This is a genomic window from Burkholderia sp. R-40, assembly GCF_049942845.1.
In the GTDB taxonomy this organism is placed as follows: Bacteria; Pseudomonadota; Gammaproteobacteria; order Burkholderiales; family Burkholderiaceae; genus Burkholderia; species Burkholderia ambifaria.
In genome coordinates, this window is record NZ_CP187968.1 from 1,163,466 (window position 1) to 1,180,769 (window position 17,304).

At 67.4% G+C, this 17,304-nt stretch carries 17 protein-coding genes and 1 pseudogene; 14 read left to right on the forward strand and 4 right to left on the reverse strand.

Annotated features, from left to right (window positions below; translation table 11 throughout):
- Positions 1-17: 17 nt before the first annotated feature.
- Both ACP26O_RS21590 and ACP26O_RS21595 read left to right on the forward strand, forming a co-directional pair.
- Positions 18-1,022: an aldo/keto reductase gene (locus ACP26O_RS21590; RefSeq protein WP_175664218.1), complete on the forward strand. Its 1,005-nt coding sequence runs from the start codon at positions 18-20 to the stop codon at positions 1,020-1,022.
- Between the two features lie 179 nt (positions 1,023-1,201).
- A complete protein-coding gene (locus tag ACP26O_RS21595; protein WP_175664219.1) occupies positions 1,202-1,738 on the forward strand; it encodes a DUF3455 domain-containing protein in 537 nt (178 codons plus the stop codon).
- A gap of 106 nt (positions 1,739-1,844) precedes the next feature.
- Here ACP26O_RS21595 and ACP26O_RS21600 read toward each other — a convergent pair whose 3' ends face one another.
- Positions 1,845-2,510, reverse strand: a complete 666-nt coding sequence (locus tag ACP26O_RS21600; RefSeq protein ID WP_175664220.1) for an O-methyltransferase — start codon at positions 2,508-2,510, stop codon at positions 1,845-1,847.
- Between the two features lie 93 nt (positions 2,511-2,603).
- Between ACP26O_RS21600 and ACP26O_RS21605 the strand changes: the two genes are divergently transcribed.
- The 3 genes from ACP26O_RS21605 to ACP26O_RS21615 all read left to right on the forward strand — a co-directional run bounded on the left by ACP26O_RS21605 (position 2,604) and on the right by ACP26O_RS21615 (position 5,948).
- Positions 2,604-3,236, forward strand: a complete 633-nt coding sequence (locus ACP26O_RS21605; RefSeq protein WP_244098990.1) for a TetR family transcriptional regulator — start codon at positions 2,604-2,606, stop codon at positions 3,234-3,236.
- Between the two features lie 490 nt (positions 3,237-3,726).
- Entirely contained in the window at positions 3,727-5,115 is a 1,389-nt protein-coding gene (locus ACP26O_RS21610; protein ID WP_175664222.1) for an NCS2 family permease, read from the forward strand.
- Between the two features lie 239 nt (positions 5,116-5,354).
- On the forward strand, positions 5,355-5,948 hold the full coding sequence (locus ACP26O_RS21615) for a hypothetical protein (protein ID WP_175664223.1): 594 nt from the start codon (positions 5,355-5,357) through the stop codon (positions 5,946-5,948).
- A 10-nt stretch (positions 5,949-5,958) separates the two neighbouring features.
- On the opposite strand, the gene ACP26O_RS21620 is transcribed toward ACP26O_RS21615, so the two are convergent.
- Positions 5,959-6,360 carry a CopD family protein gene (locus ACP26O_RS21620; protein ID WP_175664224.1) on the reverse strand — a complete coding sequence of 134 codons (402 nt, stop codon included), beginning with the start codon at positions 6,358-6,360 and terminating at the stop codon, positions 5,959-5,961.
- Positions 6,357-6,665 carry a DUF3817 domain-containing protein gene (locus ACP26O_RS21625; protein WP_175664225.1) on the reverse strand — a complete coding sequence of 103 codons (309 nt, stop codon included), beginning with the start codon at positions 6,663-6,665 and terminating at the stop codon, positions 6,357-6,359. The genes ACP26O_RS21620 and ACP26O_RS21625 overlap by 4 nt, the downstream gene beginning before the upstream one ends.
- 109 nt (positions 6,666-6,774) lie before the next feature.
- Here ACP26O_RS21625 and ACP26O_RS21630 point away from each other — a divergent pair, with 109 nt between their 5' ends.
- The 4 genes from ACP26O_RS21630 to ACP26O_RS21645 all read left to right on the forward strand — a co-directional run bounded on the left by ACP26O_RS21630 (position 6,775) and on the right by ACP26O_RS21645 (position 11,083).
- Positions 6,775-7,722, forward strand: a complete 948-nt coding sequence (locus ACP26O_RS21630; RefSeq protein WP_175664226.1) for a GlxA family transcriptional regulator — start codon at positions 6,775-6,777, stop codon at positions 7,720-7,722.
- 57 nt (positions 7,723-7,779) lie between these two features.
- Positions 7,780-8,700 carry a LysR family transcriptional regulator gene (locus ACP26O_RS21635; protein WP_175664227.1) on the forward strand — a complete coding sequence of 307 codons (921 nt, stop codon included), beginning with the start codon at positions 7,780-7,782 and terminating at the stop codon, positions 8,698-8,700.
- A 226-nt stretch (positions 8,701-8,926) separates the two neighbouring features.
- Positions 8,927-9,709, forward strand: coding sequence for an ABC transporter substrate-binding protein (locus ACP26O_RS21640; protein WP_138849625.1), 783 nt, complete (start codon positions 8,927-8,929; stop codon positions 9,707-9,709).
- Positions 9,710-9,967: 258 nt separating this feature from the next.
- Positions 9,968-11,083: a succinylglutamate desuccinylase/aspartoacylase family protein gene (locus tag ACP26O_RS21645; protein WP_175664228.1), complete on the forward strand. Its 1,116-nt coding sequence runs from the start codon at positions 9,968-9,970 to the stop codon at positions 11,081-11,083.
- A gap of 146 nt (positions 11,084-11,229) precedes the next feature.
- Here ACP26O_RS21645 and ACP26O_RS21650 read toward each other — a convergent pair.
- A pseudogene (locus tag ACP26O_RS21650) lies at positions 11,230-12,035 on the reverse strand (MetQ/NlpA family ABC transporter substrate-binding protein).
- Between the two features lie 307 nt (positions 12,036-12,342).
- Here ACP26O_RS21650 and ACP26O_RS21655 point away from each other — a divergent pair.
- From ACP26O_RS21655 to ACP26O_RS21675, 5 genes are all read left to right on the forward strand, one after another.
- Positions 12,343-13,497, forward strand: a complete 1,155-nt coding sequence (locus tag ACP26O_RS21655; RefSeq protein ID WP_175664229.1) for a porin — start codon at positions 12,343-12,345, stop codon at positions 13,495-13,497.
- A 208-nt stretch (positions 13,498-13,705) separates the two neighbouring features.
- Positions 13,706-13,966 (forward strand): DUF2866 domain-containing protein, encoded by a 261-nt coding sequence (locus ACP26O_RS21660; RefSeq protein ID WP_006754283.1) that lies wholly within the window; start codon positions 13,706-13,708, stop codon positions 13,964-13,966.
- Positions 13,967-14,089: 123 nt separating this feature from the next.
- The gene (locus ACP26O_RS21665; RefSeq protein ID WP_166721320.1) at positions 14,090-14,473 is read left to right on the forward strand and encodes a DUF6232 family protein; all 384 of its coding nucleotides are present in this window, start codon (positions 14,090-14,092) and stop codon (positions 14,471-14,473) included.
- 71 nt (positions 14,474-14,544) lie between these two features.
- Positions 14,545-14,772: a hypothetical protein gene (locus ACP26O_RS21670; protein WP_006754285.1), complete on the forward strand. Its 228-nt coding sequence runs from the start codon at positions 14,545-14,547 to the stop codon at positions 14,770-14,772.
- 233 nt (positions 14,773-15,005) lie between these two features.
- Complete coding sequence (locus tag ACP26O_RS21675) at positions 15,006-17,288, forward strand: TonB-dependent hemoglobin/transferrin/lactoferrin family receptor (protein ID WP_175664230.1); 2,283 nt, start codon at positions 15,006-15,008, stop codon at positions 17,286-17,288.
- Positions 17,289-17,304 lie beyond the last annotated feature (16 nt).

Genomic DNA, 17,304 nt, shown 5'->3' on the forward strand with positions numbered 1-17,304 from the left:
CGACTCCGAGACTGCTCATGAGAATCACGCTTCCTTCCCGCCTGGGTTTCGGCACCGCGCCGCTGGGCAACATGTACCGGGACATCCCGCACGAAGAAGCGCTGGCCACCGTCGATGCGGCGTGGCGTGGCGGCATCCGCTACTTCGACGCCGCACCGCTGTATGGCGCCGGCCTCGCCGAGCTGCGTCTCGGTGAAGCGCTCGCCGGACGGCCGCGCGACGAATATGCGCTCGGCACCAAGGTCGGCCGGCTCGTCCTCGACGAACACGAGGACGCGTCGCAACGCGATCTCGGCGAAAAAGGCGGCCTGTTTCGTCACGGCCTGCCGAACCGGATCGTCTACGACTACACCGCCGACGGCACGCTGCGCTCGATCGAGGCCAGCCTCGCACGGCTGCGCACCGACCGGCTCGACACCGTTTGGATTCACGATCCGGCCGTCGATTTTCACGGCGACGCATGGCGCGACGTGTTCGACGTCGCGATGTCGGGCGCGGCGAAGGCGCTCACGCGGCTGCGCGACGAGAAGGTCATCAAGGGCTGGGGGCTCGGCGTGAACCGCGTCGAGCCGTGCGAACTCGCACTCGAGCGTTCGGATCCGGACGGCTTCCTGCTCGCCGGGCGCTATACGCTGCTCGATCACGCGGGCGCGCTCGAACGGCTGATGCCGGAAAGCGCCGCGCGCGGGCTCGGGATCATCGTCGGCGGCCCGTACAACTCGGGCGTGCTGGCGGGCGGCACGCATTTCGAGTACCAGCCGGCCACGCAGGCGATGCTCGAGCGCGTCGCGCGCATCCGCGGGCTCTGCGAACGGTTCGGTGTCGACGTTCGCGCGGTGGCCTTGCAGTTCTCGCTCGCCCATCCAGCCGTCGCGGCGGCGATCCCCGGCGCGAGCCGGCCCGAGCGCATCGACGAGAACCTGCGTCTCGCGGCGGCGCCGATCCCGGCCGCACTGTGGGCGGCGCTGAAGGCCGAACGCCTGATCGCCGAGCATGCACCGACGCCGGCCGGCGCGGATTGATGCGGTCTGAAGCGGCGGACGTAGCCGCTGCGGCGCGCGGCCGTGGCGTTCGCGCGCCGGCAATCGCGGCGGCTATCGTCGCGATTGACATTTCCGAATTGCAGCCTGCGCAATCGGCGTCTAGCGTTTACGGGTTCGACTCCGCACGATCGTCACCCGACCTGAAAGGACGCGCCGCCATGCCCAGCCCCTCCCCGACACGCGACATGTTGCTGGCCTTCGCGGCCGGTCTTTCATTCGCGGCCTGCGCCGCGCCGGCCTACGCCGACGATGCAACCGGCCTCGCACCGCCCGGCCCCGCGACACCCGTGCTGTCGACGACCGCGACCGGCGTGCAGATCTACGCGTGCGAATACGATGCCGACCACCGGCTCGCGTGGGCATTCCAGCGCCCGGAAGCGATGCTGTTCGATGCGGGCGGCACGCTCGTCGTGCGGCACGGCGCGGGGCCGTCATGGGAAGCGCTCGATGGCAGCCGCATCACCGGCAAGAAGCTCGCGGAAGCGCCGAGCGCGCGCGCCGGCAGCGTTCCTCAATTGCTGCTCGCCGCGACGCCGGCCGCAACGGGCACGAAGGCCGCGACCGGCACGCTCGCCGGCGTGCGCTTCGTGCAACGGCTCGACACCGCGGGTGGCACGCCGCCGGAGCCCGCGTGCTCGACCGAGCATGCGGTCGGCCGCTTTCCGTATTTCGCGCGCTACGTGTTCCTGAAGTAACGCACGACGGCGGCCGCCCGAAGCCAGGGCGCCGCCGCCACATCCACTTGATCAGTTATCCTGCATTTTTAAGCTATCGCTGCGGCTGCCGCGCGATGCCTCAGCTTCAGCGAATCCGCATCGACAGTTCGACATCGCCGCCGAACGGCACCGACAGATAGCCGTTCTGCGGCGCACGCACGTAGGCGAGGTAGTCGGGGCTGTATTCGGCATTGTCCGCGACGACGAACGCGCCGGCCCGCAGCCGCGGCTCGACCCGTTCGAGAATCTCCGGATACAACGCCTTCGCGCCGTCGAGCAGCAGCAAATCGACCGTATCCGGCAGATCGCTGGCCAGCGTGCGCAACGCATCGCCTTCCCGAATCTCCACCAGATCGGCCAGCCTCGCCGCCGCCAGATTGGCGCGCGCCCGCGCGACCTTCGACGCTTCGAACTCGCTCGTGATCACCCGGCCGCCGCCGTTGTCGCGCAGCGCGGCCGCGAGGTGCAACGTCGAGATGCCGAACGACGTGCCGAACTCGACGATCGAACGTGCGCCGCAGCCGCGCGCGAGTATGTACAGCAGCGTGCCCGTCTCGCGCGACACCGCGAGCGGATAGTCCTTCAGGCGTGCATAGAAGTCGGCGTAATCGGTCTTGCTGCGCATCAGTCGCATTTGCTCGTCGTGCGACACGTTGGCGAAGTCCGGGTTCGAGGCGGGCGACGAGGCTTCGGCTTCGTCGAACAGGCGCGCGAGCAGCGACGCCAACGGGTCGTGAATCAGGGTGGTCATGCGAATCTCCGAAGTCAGGTTGAGGGCGTCAGTACGCCCGACTAGAATATGACGAATCATTCAGGTTTTACTATTCGCATTGGCAGACCCGTCATGACCGACCGCCGCAACGCCCCGATCGCCTCGCGCAAACAGCCCAAGCAGGCCCGCTCGACCCGTCTCGTCGACGACGTGCTGCAGGCCGCTATTCAGGTTTTGGCGACCGAAGGCGCGCAGCGCTTCACGATGGCGCGCGTCGCCGAGCGCGCCGGCGTGAGTGTCGGCTCGCTGTACCAGTACTTCCCGAACAAGGCGGCCGTGCTGTTCCGGCTCCAGCACGACGAATGGCGGCAGACGTCCGAAATGCTGTGCGGGATGCTGCAGGACACGCGCAAGACGCCGCCCGAGCGGCTGCGCACTGCCGTCCACGCGTTCATCCGTTCGGAATGCGACGAGGCGTCGATGCGCATCGCACTCGACGACGCCGCGCCCCTCTATCGCGACGCCCCCGAGGCGCGGGAAGTGAAGGCCGAGGGCAACCGGGTCTTCAGCGCGTTCATGCGCGAAATGCTGCCCGACGTGCCCCACGCCACGCATGCGCTCGCGTGCGAGCTGGTCATGACGACGCTCACCACGGGCGGCAAGGCGTTCTCCGAAACGGAACGCACGCCTGCGGAAATCGACGCCTATTCGAACGCGATGGCCGACATGTTCTGTGTGTACCTCGCGCATCTCGCGCAGCGTTGACGGACAAGGCGCCAGGCGCCTGCGCGGCGCCGGCATCATCCGGATGCGGGTTGCGCGCGGCCGCTTTTAGGCGTCCGCCCGGCGTCGACGAAAGACATCCGTAAGCCTCGACGCATCACCCTGCCCGCCGCCCCCGCCTTCAAATAATCGCCTTAACGGATTCGAACTAGGCGTATACACGCGTTCCGCGACGACGAAGCCCCGTTGCACGCCGATATAAGCGCTGCGACATGCGCTGCATGCTCTTCCCCCAATGGGACGTGATGGACCGTTCGCCTAACCTTCGCTACGGCAAAGCGCACGTGACGGGGTCGCCCCCACCACGCGTCGTACGACGCGACACGCTCGCGCTCGCTTCGAAGCGCGTACGACGACACGGCTCACGCGTCATGCGTCCCCACGACGTTGCCGACAATTTCAACCAGATACGAGACACCCTGACGACGGTCCGCTACAGGCCGTTTCAGCATGCTGATAAAGGAGCAAGCTCATGAGTGATACCCCGGTGCAGCCGACGGTCGGCGTCGGTGCGGAACAACCTGACTTCGGCACCAAGGGAGCCATCGACCGGTACTTCGACATTTCGTCGCGCGGCAGCACGCAGCGTCGCGAAATCGTCGCGGGCGTGACCACCTTCCTCGCGATGGTCTATTCCGTGTTCGTCGTGCCCGGGATGTTCGGCAAGGCCGGCTTCGACACCAGCGCGGTATTCGTCGCGGTCTGTCTCACCACCGCCTTCGGTTCGCTGCTGATGGGCCTGTGGGCGAAGCTGCCGATCGCGATCGGCTGCGCGATTTCGCTGACGGCGTTTACCGCGTTCGGTCTCGTGCTCGGCAAGGGCCTGCCGCCCACCGTCGCGCTCGGCGCCGTGTTCCTGATGGGCCTCGTGTTCACGGGCATCTCGGTCACCGGCGTGCGTTCGTGGATCCTGCGCAACCTGCCCGCAGGCGTCGCGCACGGCACCGGGATCGGCATCGGCCTGTTCCTGCTGCTGATCGCGTCGAACGACGTCGGCCTCGTGATCAAGAACCCGGGCGCCGGCCTGCCGGTCTCCCTCGGCCAGATCACCGCGTTCCCGGTGATCATGTCGGTCGTCGGCCTCGCCGCGATCTTCGGGCTCGAGAAGCGCCGCGTGCCGGGCGGCATCCTGCTCGTCGTGGTCGCGATCTCGCTGATCGGCCTCGTGTTCGACCCGGCCGTGAAATACCGCGGCGTCTTCGCGCTGCCGTCGCTGAGCGCGCCGGGCCACGCATCGCTGATCGGCGCGATGGACATCAAGGGCGCGCTGTCGATGGCCGTGCTGCCGAGCGTGCTGGCGCTTGTGATGACCGCCGTGTTCGACGCGACCGGCACGATCCGCGCGGTCGCCGGCCAGGCGGGCCAGCTCGACGAGAACGGCCGCATCATCAACGGCGGCCGCGCGCTGACCGCCGATTCGATCAGCTCGATCTTCTCGGGTTTCCTCGGCGGTGCGCCGGCCGCGGCCTACATTGAGTCGAGCGTGGGCGTGGCCGCCGGCGCGAAGACGGGCCTCGCGGCCGCGGTGGTCGGGCTGCTGTTCCTGGTCGTGATGTTCTTCTCGCCGCTCGCGGGCCTCGTGCCGTCGTACGCCACCGCACCCGCGCTGATGTACGTCGGCCTGCTGATGCTCGGCAGCGTGAGCAAGCTGCACATGGACGACATGGTCGACGCGATGTCGGGCCTCGTGTGCGCGGTGTTCATCGTGCTGACCGCGAACATCGTGACGGGCATCATGCTCGGCTTCTCGACCCTCGTGATCGGCCGTATCGCCAGCGGCGAATTCCGCAAGCTCAACGTCGGCACCGTGCTCATCGCGGCCGTGCTCGTCACGTTCTACCTCGGCGGCTGGGCGATCTGAGCGCGGCTCATGCGCGACGCCGCTTGCGAAAAGGGCGGCGCGCAGCGGGACGACATCGTCTCGTCCCACCATCGTCGTTGATGGTCTCCCGGCCTGGAAGCGCAAGTTTCCGGGCTTTTTTTGCGGATGCGCCACGGAGCTCCGGCGCCCAGCTCGGCCGGCACGGGGGCGGCATGCGTCGTGTCCCTTCACGAATCCGCACGCGGTGCTACGATCGCGCTTTGTCCTCCGGAACCTTCATGAATCCGTTCGGCATCGTCTCCGAATCAGACACGCGGACCGCGGCGCACAAGCCGCCGTTCATCCCGTCGTTCGGCTTCGTCGAGGTTCATGAATCGCGGCCGATCGACGCGCCGCCGTCGCGCATCATCGACGCCGTGGCCACGCTCGACATGCGTGCCGATCCGGTGATCGACGCGCTGCTCACCGTGCGCGAAACCCCGGCGGCCCTCGCCCGCACGCTGCGCAATCGCCAGCCACAAGCCGCGCGCGAGCGCTTCGGCTTCGACTCCTTCACGCTGCTGCATCGCGACGACACGTCGCTGTCGCTCGGCCTCGTCGGGCGCTTCTGGCACCCGACGCCCGACGTGCGAACGATCGCCGACGCCGCTGCCTTCGTGCGACACGACGATCCGCACGACGCCAAGCTGGTGCTGCGCTTCGAGGTGATCGGACTGCGCTCCGGCATGCGCCTGCTGCGCACCGAAACCTTCGTGCATTGTCCGAGCGCGCGCACGCGGCTGCTGTTCCTGCCGTACTGGCTCGCGATCCGGCTGGGGAGCGGCTGGATCCGCCGACGCACGCTGGCGGCGGTCGAGATGGCGCTCGCGTAGACCCGACGCGTCAGAACGGCTTGATCACGACCAGCCCGACGACGATCCCCGCGGCCGCCACGACCGCGCCCGCCGCCTGCCCGAGCCATGGCGCGGGCACGACGACGAGATCGTCGCGCTCCATGCGCCGCAGCGTGCCGGCCAGAATCCCGTGCAGCGCCGACAGCGCGGTGACGACGACCAGTTTCACCGACAGCCACGCGGCGCCGAACCAGTGACCGTTCAGCGCGATCGCGATCCCCGTGATCCAGACGAGCGCGAGCGCGGGCGCCGTCACCGTACGATCCCAGCGCCGCACCGCACGATGCACGGCCAGGTTGGCGATACGAACGCCGACGGACAGCATCAGCAGCCCGCCTACGAACGTGACGACGGCGGCGACATGCACGGCCTTCAGCACCAGGTAGATCATTGCGCATGCCTCCTGCGCGCGATCCAGCCGGCGCTCGCCAGCCCCGCGAACGGCACGACGGCCGACAGCACGAGCCGCGCGACCTCGCCCTTGCTCCACAGACCGCTCGACGCGGTGCCGACGACCGCCCACACGTACATCGCGAACGCGATGCCGTGAACCGGGCCCATGACCGATACCGCGACCGGATACCCGGCCAGATGCTTGAGCGGCACGGCCACGCACACCAGCACGACGAGCGTGGTCGCTTCCAGCAACGACAGGTATCGCAGGTTGCGCAACGCGTTGCGATCGTCTTGTTTCATCGACAGGCCCTCCAGGTTGGTCCGCCGCGATTGTCGCGCGTGGCGCGGGTTCGAGCCATTGGCTAGAATGACATCTTTCAACGGATTCTGGCCACGGGCCGCGAACGCCATGCATACGCTCGCCGTTCTCGCTTTGCCCGATGTCGTCCCGTTCGATCTGGGCGTGGCGTGCGACACGTTCGCGCGCGTGCGCTCGCCCGACGTCGCGCATGCATACCGCGTGCGCGTGTGCAGCGAGCATCCGCGCGTCGCGGGCGAGCTGTTCGAACTGCGCCCGCCGTTTCGTCTCGATGCGCTTGCCGATGCCGACACGATCGTCGTCCCCGGCACGTCCGCGCCGCTCGCGCCCACGTCGCGCCGCGCGATCGCGGCGCTTCGCGCGGCCGCCGCGCGCGGTTGCCGGATTGCGTCGATCTGCAGCGGCGCGTTCGTGCTCGCGGAAGCCGGGCTGCTCGACGGCCTGCGCGCGACGACGCACTGGCTCGCGGCTGCCGAACTCGCACGCCGCTACCCGAACGTCGAGGTCGACCCGAACGTGCTGTTCGTCGACAACGGGCAGATCCTGACGTCGGCAGGCGCCGCGGCCGGCCTCGATCTGTGCCTGCACATGATCCAGGCCGACTACGGCGCGGCGGTCGCCGTCGATGCCGCGCGCTGCGCGGTGGCGCCGCGCGTGCGCGAAGGCGGGCAGGCGCAGTTCATCGCGCCCGAATGGCCGGCCGGCAGCGACGGGCTGCAGGGCCTGATGGACTGGCTGCAGGCGAACCTGCGCAAGCCGCTGACGCTCGACGCGATGGCCCGCCACGCATCGACGAGCGTGCGTACGCTGACGCGGCGCTTTCAGGCGCACACGGGCACGTCGCCGCGGCAATGGCTGCAGACCGCACGCGTCAGGCACGCGCAGCAGTTGCTGGAGATGACGGAGCTGTCGATCGAGCACGTGGCGACGGAAGCCGGGTTCGGTTCGGTCACCGCGTTTCGCGAGCGGTTCGCCCGCATCGTCGGCACGTCGCCGCAGCGCTATCGGCAGGCGTTCCGCGCGCGCGCCGGCGCGTGACGTTCATCAGGAACGCGACCTGACGCCGCCCCCTTTCGCGCCAACCGGACCCGCTCGATGACCCGCATCCGCAACCACCTGAACACCGCGCAGCTCCACGCGTTCGTCTCCGCCGCGCATCACAAGAGCCTGCGCGCCGCCGCGCGCGAGCTCGGCGTCACGCAGCCCGCGATCACGCATACGATCCGCGAACTCGAAACGGCGCTGAACGCGGAACTGCTCGTGCGCAGCGTGCGCGGTGTCGAGCTGACCGCGTGCGGCCATGCGCTGCTGCCGCGCGCCGAGCAATTGCTCGGCGACATGCGTCGCACCGTCGAGGCCGTCGAGCAGGTGAAAGGGGAAATGTCCGGGCGCGTCGCGGTCGGCACGATGCCGTCGATCGCGCTGACCGCGCTGCCGCACGCGGTCACCGCCTTCCGCCGGTCGATGCCGAACGTCAGCCTGCATCTCGAGGAAGTGACGGTGCCCGACGCGCTCGCGCAGCTGCGCAACGGCACGCTCGACATCGCTGCGATGCACCATGTGCCCGCGCTCGACCGCGATTTCACGCAGGTGCCGCTGTTGTCGACCGAATTCACCGTCGTGATGCGCGAAGGCCACCCGCTCGCCCGCGCGCGCCGGTTAGAGGAATTGCTCGACGCCGAGTGGATCGTCACGGTCGGCGCCGAGCAGCTCCCGCACAGCGTGATGAGCGCGATGTTCGACGCGCGCGGGCTGCCGCTGCCCAAGCGCCTGCTGCGCTCGCCGATGTCGTTCGCGGTGACGCTCGGGCTGGTCGCGCGCTCCGACGTGATCGGCTGTTTCACGCGCCCGCTGGCCGCGATGGTGGCGCCGCTCGGCATCCGCACGGCCGAACTCGACGAAAGCATGCCGCGCTTCGACCTGTCGATCATCGCGCGCCGCGACCTACTGCCGACGCCCGCCGTCTCGGAATTCGTCAGTTGCCTGCGGCGCGCGGTCAACGAAACGCTCGGCTGAACCGTTCCTAGGTCTGAAACGGTCGCGCGCCGCATGCGCGGGCGTCGGGTCCGGTATCGGGGCTTGTCCTAGGCGCCCTCCGGGTATTTTGTCTTGATAATCTTGCGCACGTCGCGCGCCCGCATCGGGCAGGCGAAACGGACAGTCCGATGCGAAACCGCGCCGGACCGAAGGCTTACGGCGCGGCACAACCGCGCACCCATCGAACAAAACGAGGAGTGACCGAGTGAAAAAGATTCTTGCGGCTGTGACCGTGGCCGTGCTCGCCGTTTCGGCCGGCACCGCGTACGCGAAGGACTGGACGACCGTGCGCTTCGGCGTCGACGCAAGCTACCCGCCTTTCGAATCGAAAGACGCGAGCGGCAAGGTGGTCGGTTTCGACGTCGATCTCGGCAACGAGATCTGCCGCCGCATGAACGCGAAGTGCGTGTGGATCGAAAACGACTTCGACGGGATGATCCCGGCACTGAAGGCACGCAAGTTCGACGGCGTCCTGTCGTCGATGTCGATGACGCCGGCGCGCCAGGAACAGATCGCGTTCTCCGAGAAGCTGTTCAACACGCCGACGCGCCTCGTCGCGAAGAAGGGCTCGGGCCTGATGCCGACCGCCGAATCGCTGAAGGGCAAGTCGGTCGGCGTCGAGCAGGGCACGATCCAGGAAACCTATGCGAAGACGTACTGGGCCGCGAAGGGCGTGAAGGTCGTGCCTTATCAGAACCAGGACCAGGTCTACGCCGACCTGATCGCGGGCCGTCTGGACGGCGCGCTGCAGGATGCGGTGCAGGCCGAGATCGGCTTCCTGAAGACGCCGCGCGGCGCGAACTTCGATTTCGCCGGCAAGGACATCGACGATCCGAAGACGCTCGGCAACGGCGCGGGCATCGGCCTGCGCAAGGAAGACACCGACCTGAAGGCGAAGATCGACAGCGCGATCACCGGCATGCGCAAGGACGGCACGTACCAGAAGATCGCGAAGAAGTACTTCGATTTCGACGTGTACGGCAAGTAATACCGCGTAACAGCGCGCTTCTCATCCGCGCAGACGGGCTCCGCAAGGAGCCCGTTTTTTTTGCGCGCGTGCGACCAAACGCTGCGGACGACGCATGCGCGCAGCCCCGCCGGGCCGTTATTTTTTACGCGCCAACCCGATGATTCGCAAAGGGAAACGACGCGACGCGCGCGTGGTTTGATAGGTTCGCGGAAGGCAACGTACAATCGATCTTCCACGCATACGGATCACTCGCGGCTGCGCCGCCCTCCCCTCATCATGCAAACGCAGACCCATCCGCTCATTTCCCCCGCCGTCGGCACCGAACGCCAGATCACGAGCTTCCACTACGGCCCGCGCGGCGGCAAGAAGGTCTACATCCAGTCGTCGCTGCACGCGGACGAACTGCCCGGCATGCTGGTCGCCGCGCTGCTGCGCCGCAAGATCGCCGCGCTCGAGACGGCCGGCAAGCTGCGCGGCGAAGTGGTCATCGTCCCGGTGCCGAACCCGATCGGCCTGTCGCAGCACGTGTTCGGCGATCATCTCGGCCGCTTCGAGCTGGGCTCGATGCAGAACTTCAACCGCAATTTCTACGATCTCGCGGCGCTCGTGCTGCCGCGCATCGAAGGCCGCCTGACGAACGACGCGCAGCGCAACCTCGCCGCGGTACGCGCCGCGATGCGCGAGGCGCTCGACGAGCAGAAGCCGCGCACCGAGCTGGACTCGCAGCGCCTCGCGCTGCAGAAGCTGTCGTTCGACGCCGACATCGTGCTCGACCTGCATTGCGACAGCGACGCGGTGCTGCACCTCTATACGAACCCCGATCTGTGGGAAGACGTCGAGCCGCTGGCGCGCTACCTGGATGCGCAGGCGTCGCTGCTCGCGCTGAATTCGGTCGGCAATCCGTTCGACGAGATCCACAGCTTCTGCTGGTCGGATCTGCGCAACCGTTTCGGCGATCGTTTCCCGATCCCGAACGGCGCGATTTCCGTCACGGTCGAACTGCGCGGCGAGCGTGACGTGTCGTACGAATTCGCCGAGAAGGACGCGCAGGCGATCGTCGAATACCTGACGGAACGCGGCGTCATCGACGGCACGCCCGCGCCGCTGCCGCCGCTGTCGCATCCGGCCACGCCGCTCGCGGGCACCGATCCGCTCGTGGCGCCGGTGTCGGGCGTGATCGTGTTCCGCACGCCGGTCGGCGCGTGGATCGAGGCCGGCCAGGAAGTGGCCGACATCGTCGATCCGCTGACCGATCGCGTGGTCACGCTGAAGAGCAGCGTGTCGGGCGTGCTGTACGCGCGCCAGATCGTGCGCTTCGCGACGGCCGGGATGGAAGTCGCGCGCATCGCCGGCGCGACGCCGATCCGCACCGGGTCGCTGCTGTCGGCCTGAACGGCTGGGGCGGCCCGGGCCGCGAGCCCGCGCGCCGCCTCGCAGTACGCGCCAACGACATCGCCCGCTTGCGCGGGCGATGTGCTTTTCGGCCTGGCCGGAGGCCCGGGCGCACCAGCCGGGCCGCGGCTGGCTTGCGTCGGCGTTCAGAACGACGCCACCATCGAGCCCTTGAACTTCTTCTTGATGAATTCGCGCACTTCCTCCGACTGGTACGCCTTGACCAGCTTCTTCACCCACGGCTTGTCCTTGTCCTGCGCGCGCACCGCGATCAGGTTCGCGTACGGCCCGCGCAGATCCTCGATCGCGATCGCGTCCTTCGTCGGCTGAGGTTGGCCTTCACCGCGTAGTCGGTGTTGATCGACGCGGCGTCGAGGTCGGGCAGCGCGCGCGGCAGTTGCGCGGCGTCGAGCTCGACGATCCTGATCTTCTTCGGATTCTCCGCGACGTCGAGCGGCGTCGCGTTCACGCCGTTCGTGCCGGCGCCCGCCTTCAGCTTGATCACCCCGTATTTCTGCAGCAGCAGCAGCGCGCGGTTGCCGTTCGACGGATCGTTCTGGATCCCGACCTTCGCGCCGGCCGGCAAGTCCTTCAGCGACTTGAGCTTCTTCGAATAGAAGCCCATCGGCGCCGTGTAGGTCAGCCCGACATTGACGATCCGGTAGCCGCGCTGCTTGATCTGGCTGTCGAGAAACGGCTGGTGCTGGAAGCCGTTCGCATCGAGGTCGCCCGCGTCGAGCGCAGCGTTCGGCTGCACGTAATCGTTGAATTCGATGACCTTGATCGCGAGGCCCTCGCGTGCGGCGACTTTCGTCACCTCGGTCCAGATCTGCGCGTCGGGGCCGCTCATCGTGCCGATCTTCAGCGTCTGCGGATCGGCGTGCGCGCCGGGCGCGGCAAAGGCCAGCGCCGCGGCAAGCGCGCCGAGGCCGGTCAGGATCGAACGTCGCATGGTGTCCTCTTGTCCCGTGTCGTTGTTGAAGCGCGCATCGTGGCACGGGGCCGGAACAGCACCAACCAAGCTTATTTCATGTGCATATTCCGGATCCCGATGGAATCTCAGGCGGAATCGGTATAACTCCCTGCTGTACAACCGGGCAGAATCCAGTGTCGCATCGGCGCCACACATTGGTCATATGACAGTCGCTGTCATATTCATTACGTGGCCCGCCGATAAAGTTGCCGCCGGTCCGTGAAAGCGCCCGCAGAGAGCGCCGGAACCGCAACTGGACACGCCATTCATTCGCTCGGAGAATCCTTTGAACAAGAAACTGTTGACCATCGCCATCCTCGCAGCAACGGCCGGCACGGCACACGCGCAAAGCAGCGTGACCCTGTACGGCGTGATCGACGCCGGTATCAGCTACGTGAACCACAGCAAGACCGCGAACGGCGGCAGCGGCAAGCTGTTCAAGTACGACGACGGCGTGGCCCAGGGCAGCCGTTGGGGCCTGCGCGGCACCGAAGATCTCGGTGGCGGCCTGAAGGCGATCTTCGTGCTCGAAAACGGCTTCAACAGCGGCAACGGCTCGATCGGCCAGGGTGGCGCGATCTTCGGCCGCCAGGCTTACGTTGGCCTGAGCCAGTCGCAATTCGGTACGGTCACGCTCGGCCGTCAGTACTCGTTCTCGACCGACATCCTCGGTTCGAACTACTCGACGGGCGGCAACACGGTCGCGGGCAACTACGCGTACCACGTGAACGACGTCGACCAGCTCACGTCGAGCCGCATCAACAACTCGGTGAAGTTCCAGAGCGCAAACTACGCCGGCTTCACGTTCGGCGCGTTGTACGGCTTCTCGAACTCGACCGACTTCGCTGGCGCAGCGGGCACGGGCACCACGAACACGGGCGGCTCGTCGCGTGCATACAGCTTCGGCGTGAACTACGCGAACGGCCCGTTCGCCCTCGGCGCGGCCTACACGGACATTCGCTTCCCGAGCCAGTCGTCGCCGGCATTCTCGACGACGATCGCGAACATCAGCACGGGTAACATCCGCGACCTGCGCACGTACGGCGTCGGCGGCCGCTACATCTTCGGCCCGGCAACGGCATGGGCGCTGTGGACGCGCACGCAGTTCACCCCGGTCGCAGCCGGCGCATCGGGCACGTTCTACAACGCATACGAAGCTGGCGTGAAGTACGCGTTCACGCCGGCCCTGTCGGCAGCAGCGGGCTACACGTACACGAACGCCACGCAAAACGGCGGCTCGGCACACTGGAACCAGGGCAACCTGGGCCTGGACTACGCGCTCAGCAAGCGTACGGACGTGTACGGCCTGGTCGTCTACCAGAAGGCGTCGGGCAACAACGTGCAAGCGCAGATCGGCTCGAGCACGAGCTACTTCAACACGTCGGGCACGGGTTCGTCGAACCAGCTGGCCGCTCGCGTCGGTATCCGTCACAAGTTCTAAAGCATCCGCTTAACTCGCGGATCACGACGGCAAGAAGCGCCCCGCTCCAGGCGGGGCGCTTTTTTATGGGCTTTTAAGTTTCGCTTAATTCTGGGCTGAGAGGATGCTTCCACCCCCCCTGTTGGCCGCCTGAGCATCGGCGGCTTTTTTTTTGAGAACCGCTACGGCACCGCCATCAACTGCCCACAAGACAGGATCGGAGGCCAAGATGATCGAAGATACCGTTTACAGCCATCTGCACGCGCTTCTGACGCGCCAGCATTCGCTACCGGTCCAGAGCTGCCGCGTGTCGGTGGAAATGCAGCGCCCGTGGGGCCGCCCGTACCGGCTCGTCGAATGGACGATGCATCTCGACGCGCCCGCGCGGCGCCAGATCGTGCCGGCCGAATCGACCGACGAAGAGATCGCCGAGGTCGTCGCGTCGCACGTGCCGGGCCGCCTGTACGGCGACGGCCGCCTGCAGTTCTGATTCCCTCCTGAGCACGTCGCTGCCCGCGTCGCAACCGGCCCGCACGCATCGTGCGGCACTCGGTCTCGTTTGACGCGGCAACGAAGTCTGCTACGCTGCGCGTTTTCGTCCACGCAACACACGATGGAAAACGCATTCAACGAACGCGGCGTGACGATCACGCGCAACGGCCTGTCGGCCGCGGGCCAAGTCTTTCCGCTGCGTGACATCCGCAACGTCGACGTCGTCAAGATCCCCAAGAATCGCCTCGTGCCCTGGCTGATCTCGCTGATCGGCGTGGCCGCCGCCATCGCCGGCGGCATCGGCGGATCGAGCGGCGCGCTGGTCGTCGGCGTGATGCTCGCCGTCGTCGGCTATCTCGCCTGGACCACGCAGGACATCACGTACCGGCTGATGGTCGAGATGCCCGACGGCAAGCGCGAAGCGCTGTCGAGCGTCGACGCCGAGTTCGTCGAGCGCGTCGCGCAGATCGTGCGCGACGCACGCGCCGCGACGGCCGCCGGCTGATTTCCGCTGCGCGCGCCCACCACCTACTATGAAATGAGCGGCACGCCGCCGCATCGTTCGAGGAGGTGGGCATGAACCCCCAATCGCTGTCCGGCATGCTGCGCGCGCAGGAGTTGCTGCTCGTCTCGATGATTCGCACGCTGCCGCCCGACACACGCCGCGCCCTCGTCGACCTCTACGCCGAACAGCTGGCGTTCGCCGAACAAACCGGCTTCGAAGGCCACGGCGATCGCGCGACGCACGATGCGTTCATTGCGCATGCGCGCAACCTGCTGATTCGCATCGAAGCGCTGGCCTAGCGTCCGCCTTTCCCGAATTCATCCCCGCGCGGCTCGCCCGACCCGCGCCGACGGCGCGTGTCCGCACTCGCCGTTTTCCGTTCTTGTATTGATAATGATTCTCATTTACACTGACAGAATCATTCGTTCCGTTCAATTCGCCGTTCGCCGCCTGTCGCGCGCGAACGGGCCAGCCAGGTGAACCCGTCACCCAGCCAGCCTTCGGGCTCGTTATCGTCAATGGGAGACCACCTGTGCATTGCTATCCGCTGGCGCGGCGGCCGATTTGTGCCGCGCTGTTCGGCGTGTTCGGCCTGTCCGCCGCCCCCGCTTACGCCGATTCCGCCGATTCGTCGCCGCAAGGCGCCAACCCGCCACCTGTCGCCCGCGTCGCCGCATCCACGCGCGGCGATGCGGCGCTGCTCGACCCCGTCACCGTCACGGCCACCCGTACCGCCACCGCCGCGAGCCGCACGGCCGCATCCGTGTCGGTGATCACCGACGACGATCTCGAGGAACAACAGGCCACCAACATCAAGGACGCGCTGCGCTACGAGCCGGGCGTCACGGTGCGCCGCACCGCGTATCGCCCCGGCAGCGCCGCGCTCGGCGGCGGCCGCGACGGCGATTCGAGCATCAACATCCGCGGCCTCGAAGGCAATCGCGTGCTGCTGATGGAAGACGGTATCCGCCTGCCGAACGCGTTCTCGTTCGGGCCGCTCGAAGCCGGGCGCGGCGACTACTCCGATCTCGACACGCTCAAGCGCATCGAGATCCTGCGCGGGCCCGCATCGGCGCTGTACGGCAGCGACGGGCTGACCGGCGCGGTGAACTTCATCACGAAGGATCCGCGCGACCTGTTGTCGATCTACGGCAAGCCCACCTACTTCTCGTTCCGGCCGAGCTACGACTCGGCCGATCGCAGCGTCGGCGCGACGGTGTCGGCCGCGGGCGGCAACGACCGCGTGCAGGGGATGATCATCGCCGACGGACGGCGCGGCCACGAAGTCGATACGCGCGGCAGCAACAATTCGGCGAGCACGCTGCGCACGACGTCGAACCCGCAGGACGTCTATTCGGAATCGCTGCTCGGCAAACTCGTGCTGACGCCCACCACGCGCGACACGATCAAGTTCACCGCCGAGACGGTGCAGCGGCGCGTGAGCACCGACGTGCTGTCCGCGATCAACCGGCCGACCACGCTCGGCCTCTCGACGAACGACCGGCTCGAGCGCAACCGCTTCAGCGTCGACTACGACTTCCGCGACGATGCGTTGCGCTGGTTCCAGACCGCGCACATGCAGTTCTACTACCAGGACGCGAAGCAGGATCAATACGCGTTCGAGACGCGCGGCAGGCAGCCTTCGCGCTCCCGCGACAACGAGTACCAGGAGCGCACGTTCGGCGGCTCCGCGTTCGCCGAAAGCGGCTTCGCGACCGGCCCGCTCGCGCACAAGTTGCTGTACGGCGTCGACGGCAGCCTGTCGCGCGTGACGAACCTGCGCGACGGCACGGTGCCGGGCGTCGGCGAGGCGTTCCCGAACAAGGCGTTTCCCGATACCGACTACACGCTGTTCGGCGCGTTCGTGCAGGACCAGATCGGTTACGGCCGCCTGCTCGTCACGCCGGGGCTGCGCTTCGACACGTACCGGCTGAGCGCGTCGCAGAACGATCCGCTGTTCACCGGCACCGCGGTGTCGACGAGCGCGAACGAAGTGTCGCCGCGCGTCGCGGTGCTCTACGAGATCACGCCCGCGCTGATTCCGTATGCGCAATACGCGCACGGCTTCCGCGCGCCGACACCCGACCAGGTGAACAGCAGCTTCTCGAACCCGGTGTACGGCTACACGTCGATCGGCAATCCGAACCTGAAGCCGGAGACCAGCGACACGTTCGAAGCGGGCCTGCGCGGCAAGGCCGGCACCGGCTACGGCATCGTGCGCTACAGCGCGGCCGCGTTCACCGGCCGCTACCGCAACTTCATCTCGCGCACGACGATCGCGGGCAGCGGCCGGCCGGTCGACCCGTTCGTGTTCCAGTACGTGAACTTCGCCGACGCGCGCATCCACGGCTTCGAAGGCCGCGCCGAATGGGTGATGCCCAACGGCCTCACGCTGAAGACGGCGATGGCGTTCACGAAGGGCTCGACGCAGAACAACGGCGCGGCCAGTCAGCCGCTCGATACGGTCACCCCGTTCTCGGCCGTGTTCGGTGTGCGCTACGAACCGGGCGAGCGCTGGTTCGTGCAGACCGACCTGCTGTTCCAGGCCGCGAAGCGCGACAAGGACATCCCGGCAGATGCGTGCCCGGGAGCCAGAACGTCGTGCTTCGCGCCGCCGTCGTCGTTCGTCGTCGACCTGCGCGGCGGCTACCGCTTCAACAAGCACGTGAGCGCGACGATCGGCATTCGCAACCTGTTCGACCGCAAGTACTGGAACTGGTCGGACGTGCGCGGCCTCGCGTCTGACGCGCAGGTGCTCGACGCGTACACGTCGTCCGGGCGCACCGTCGCCGTCAGCATGAAGGTGGATTTCTGAAGCGCGCCACCGCGCG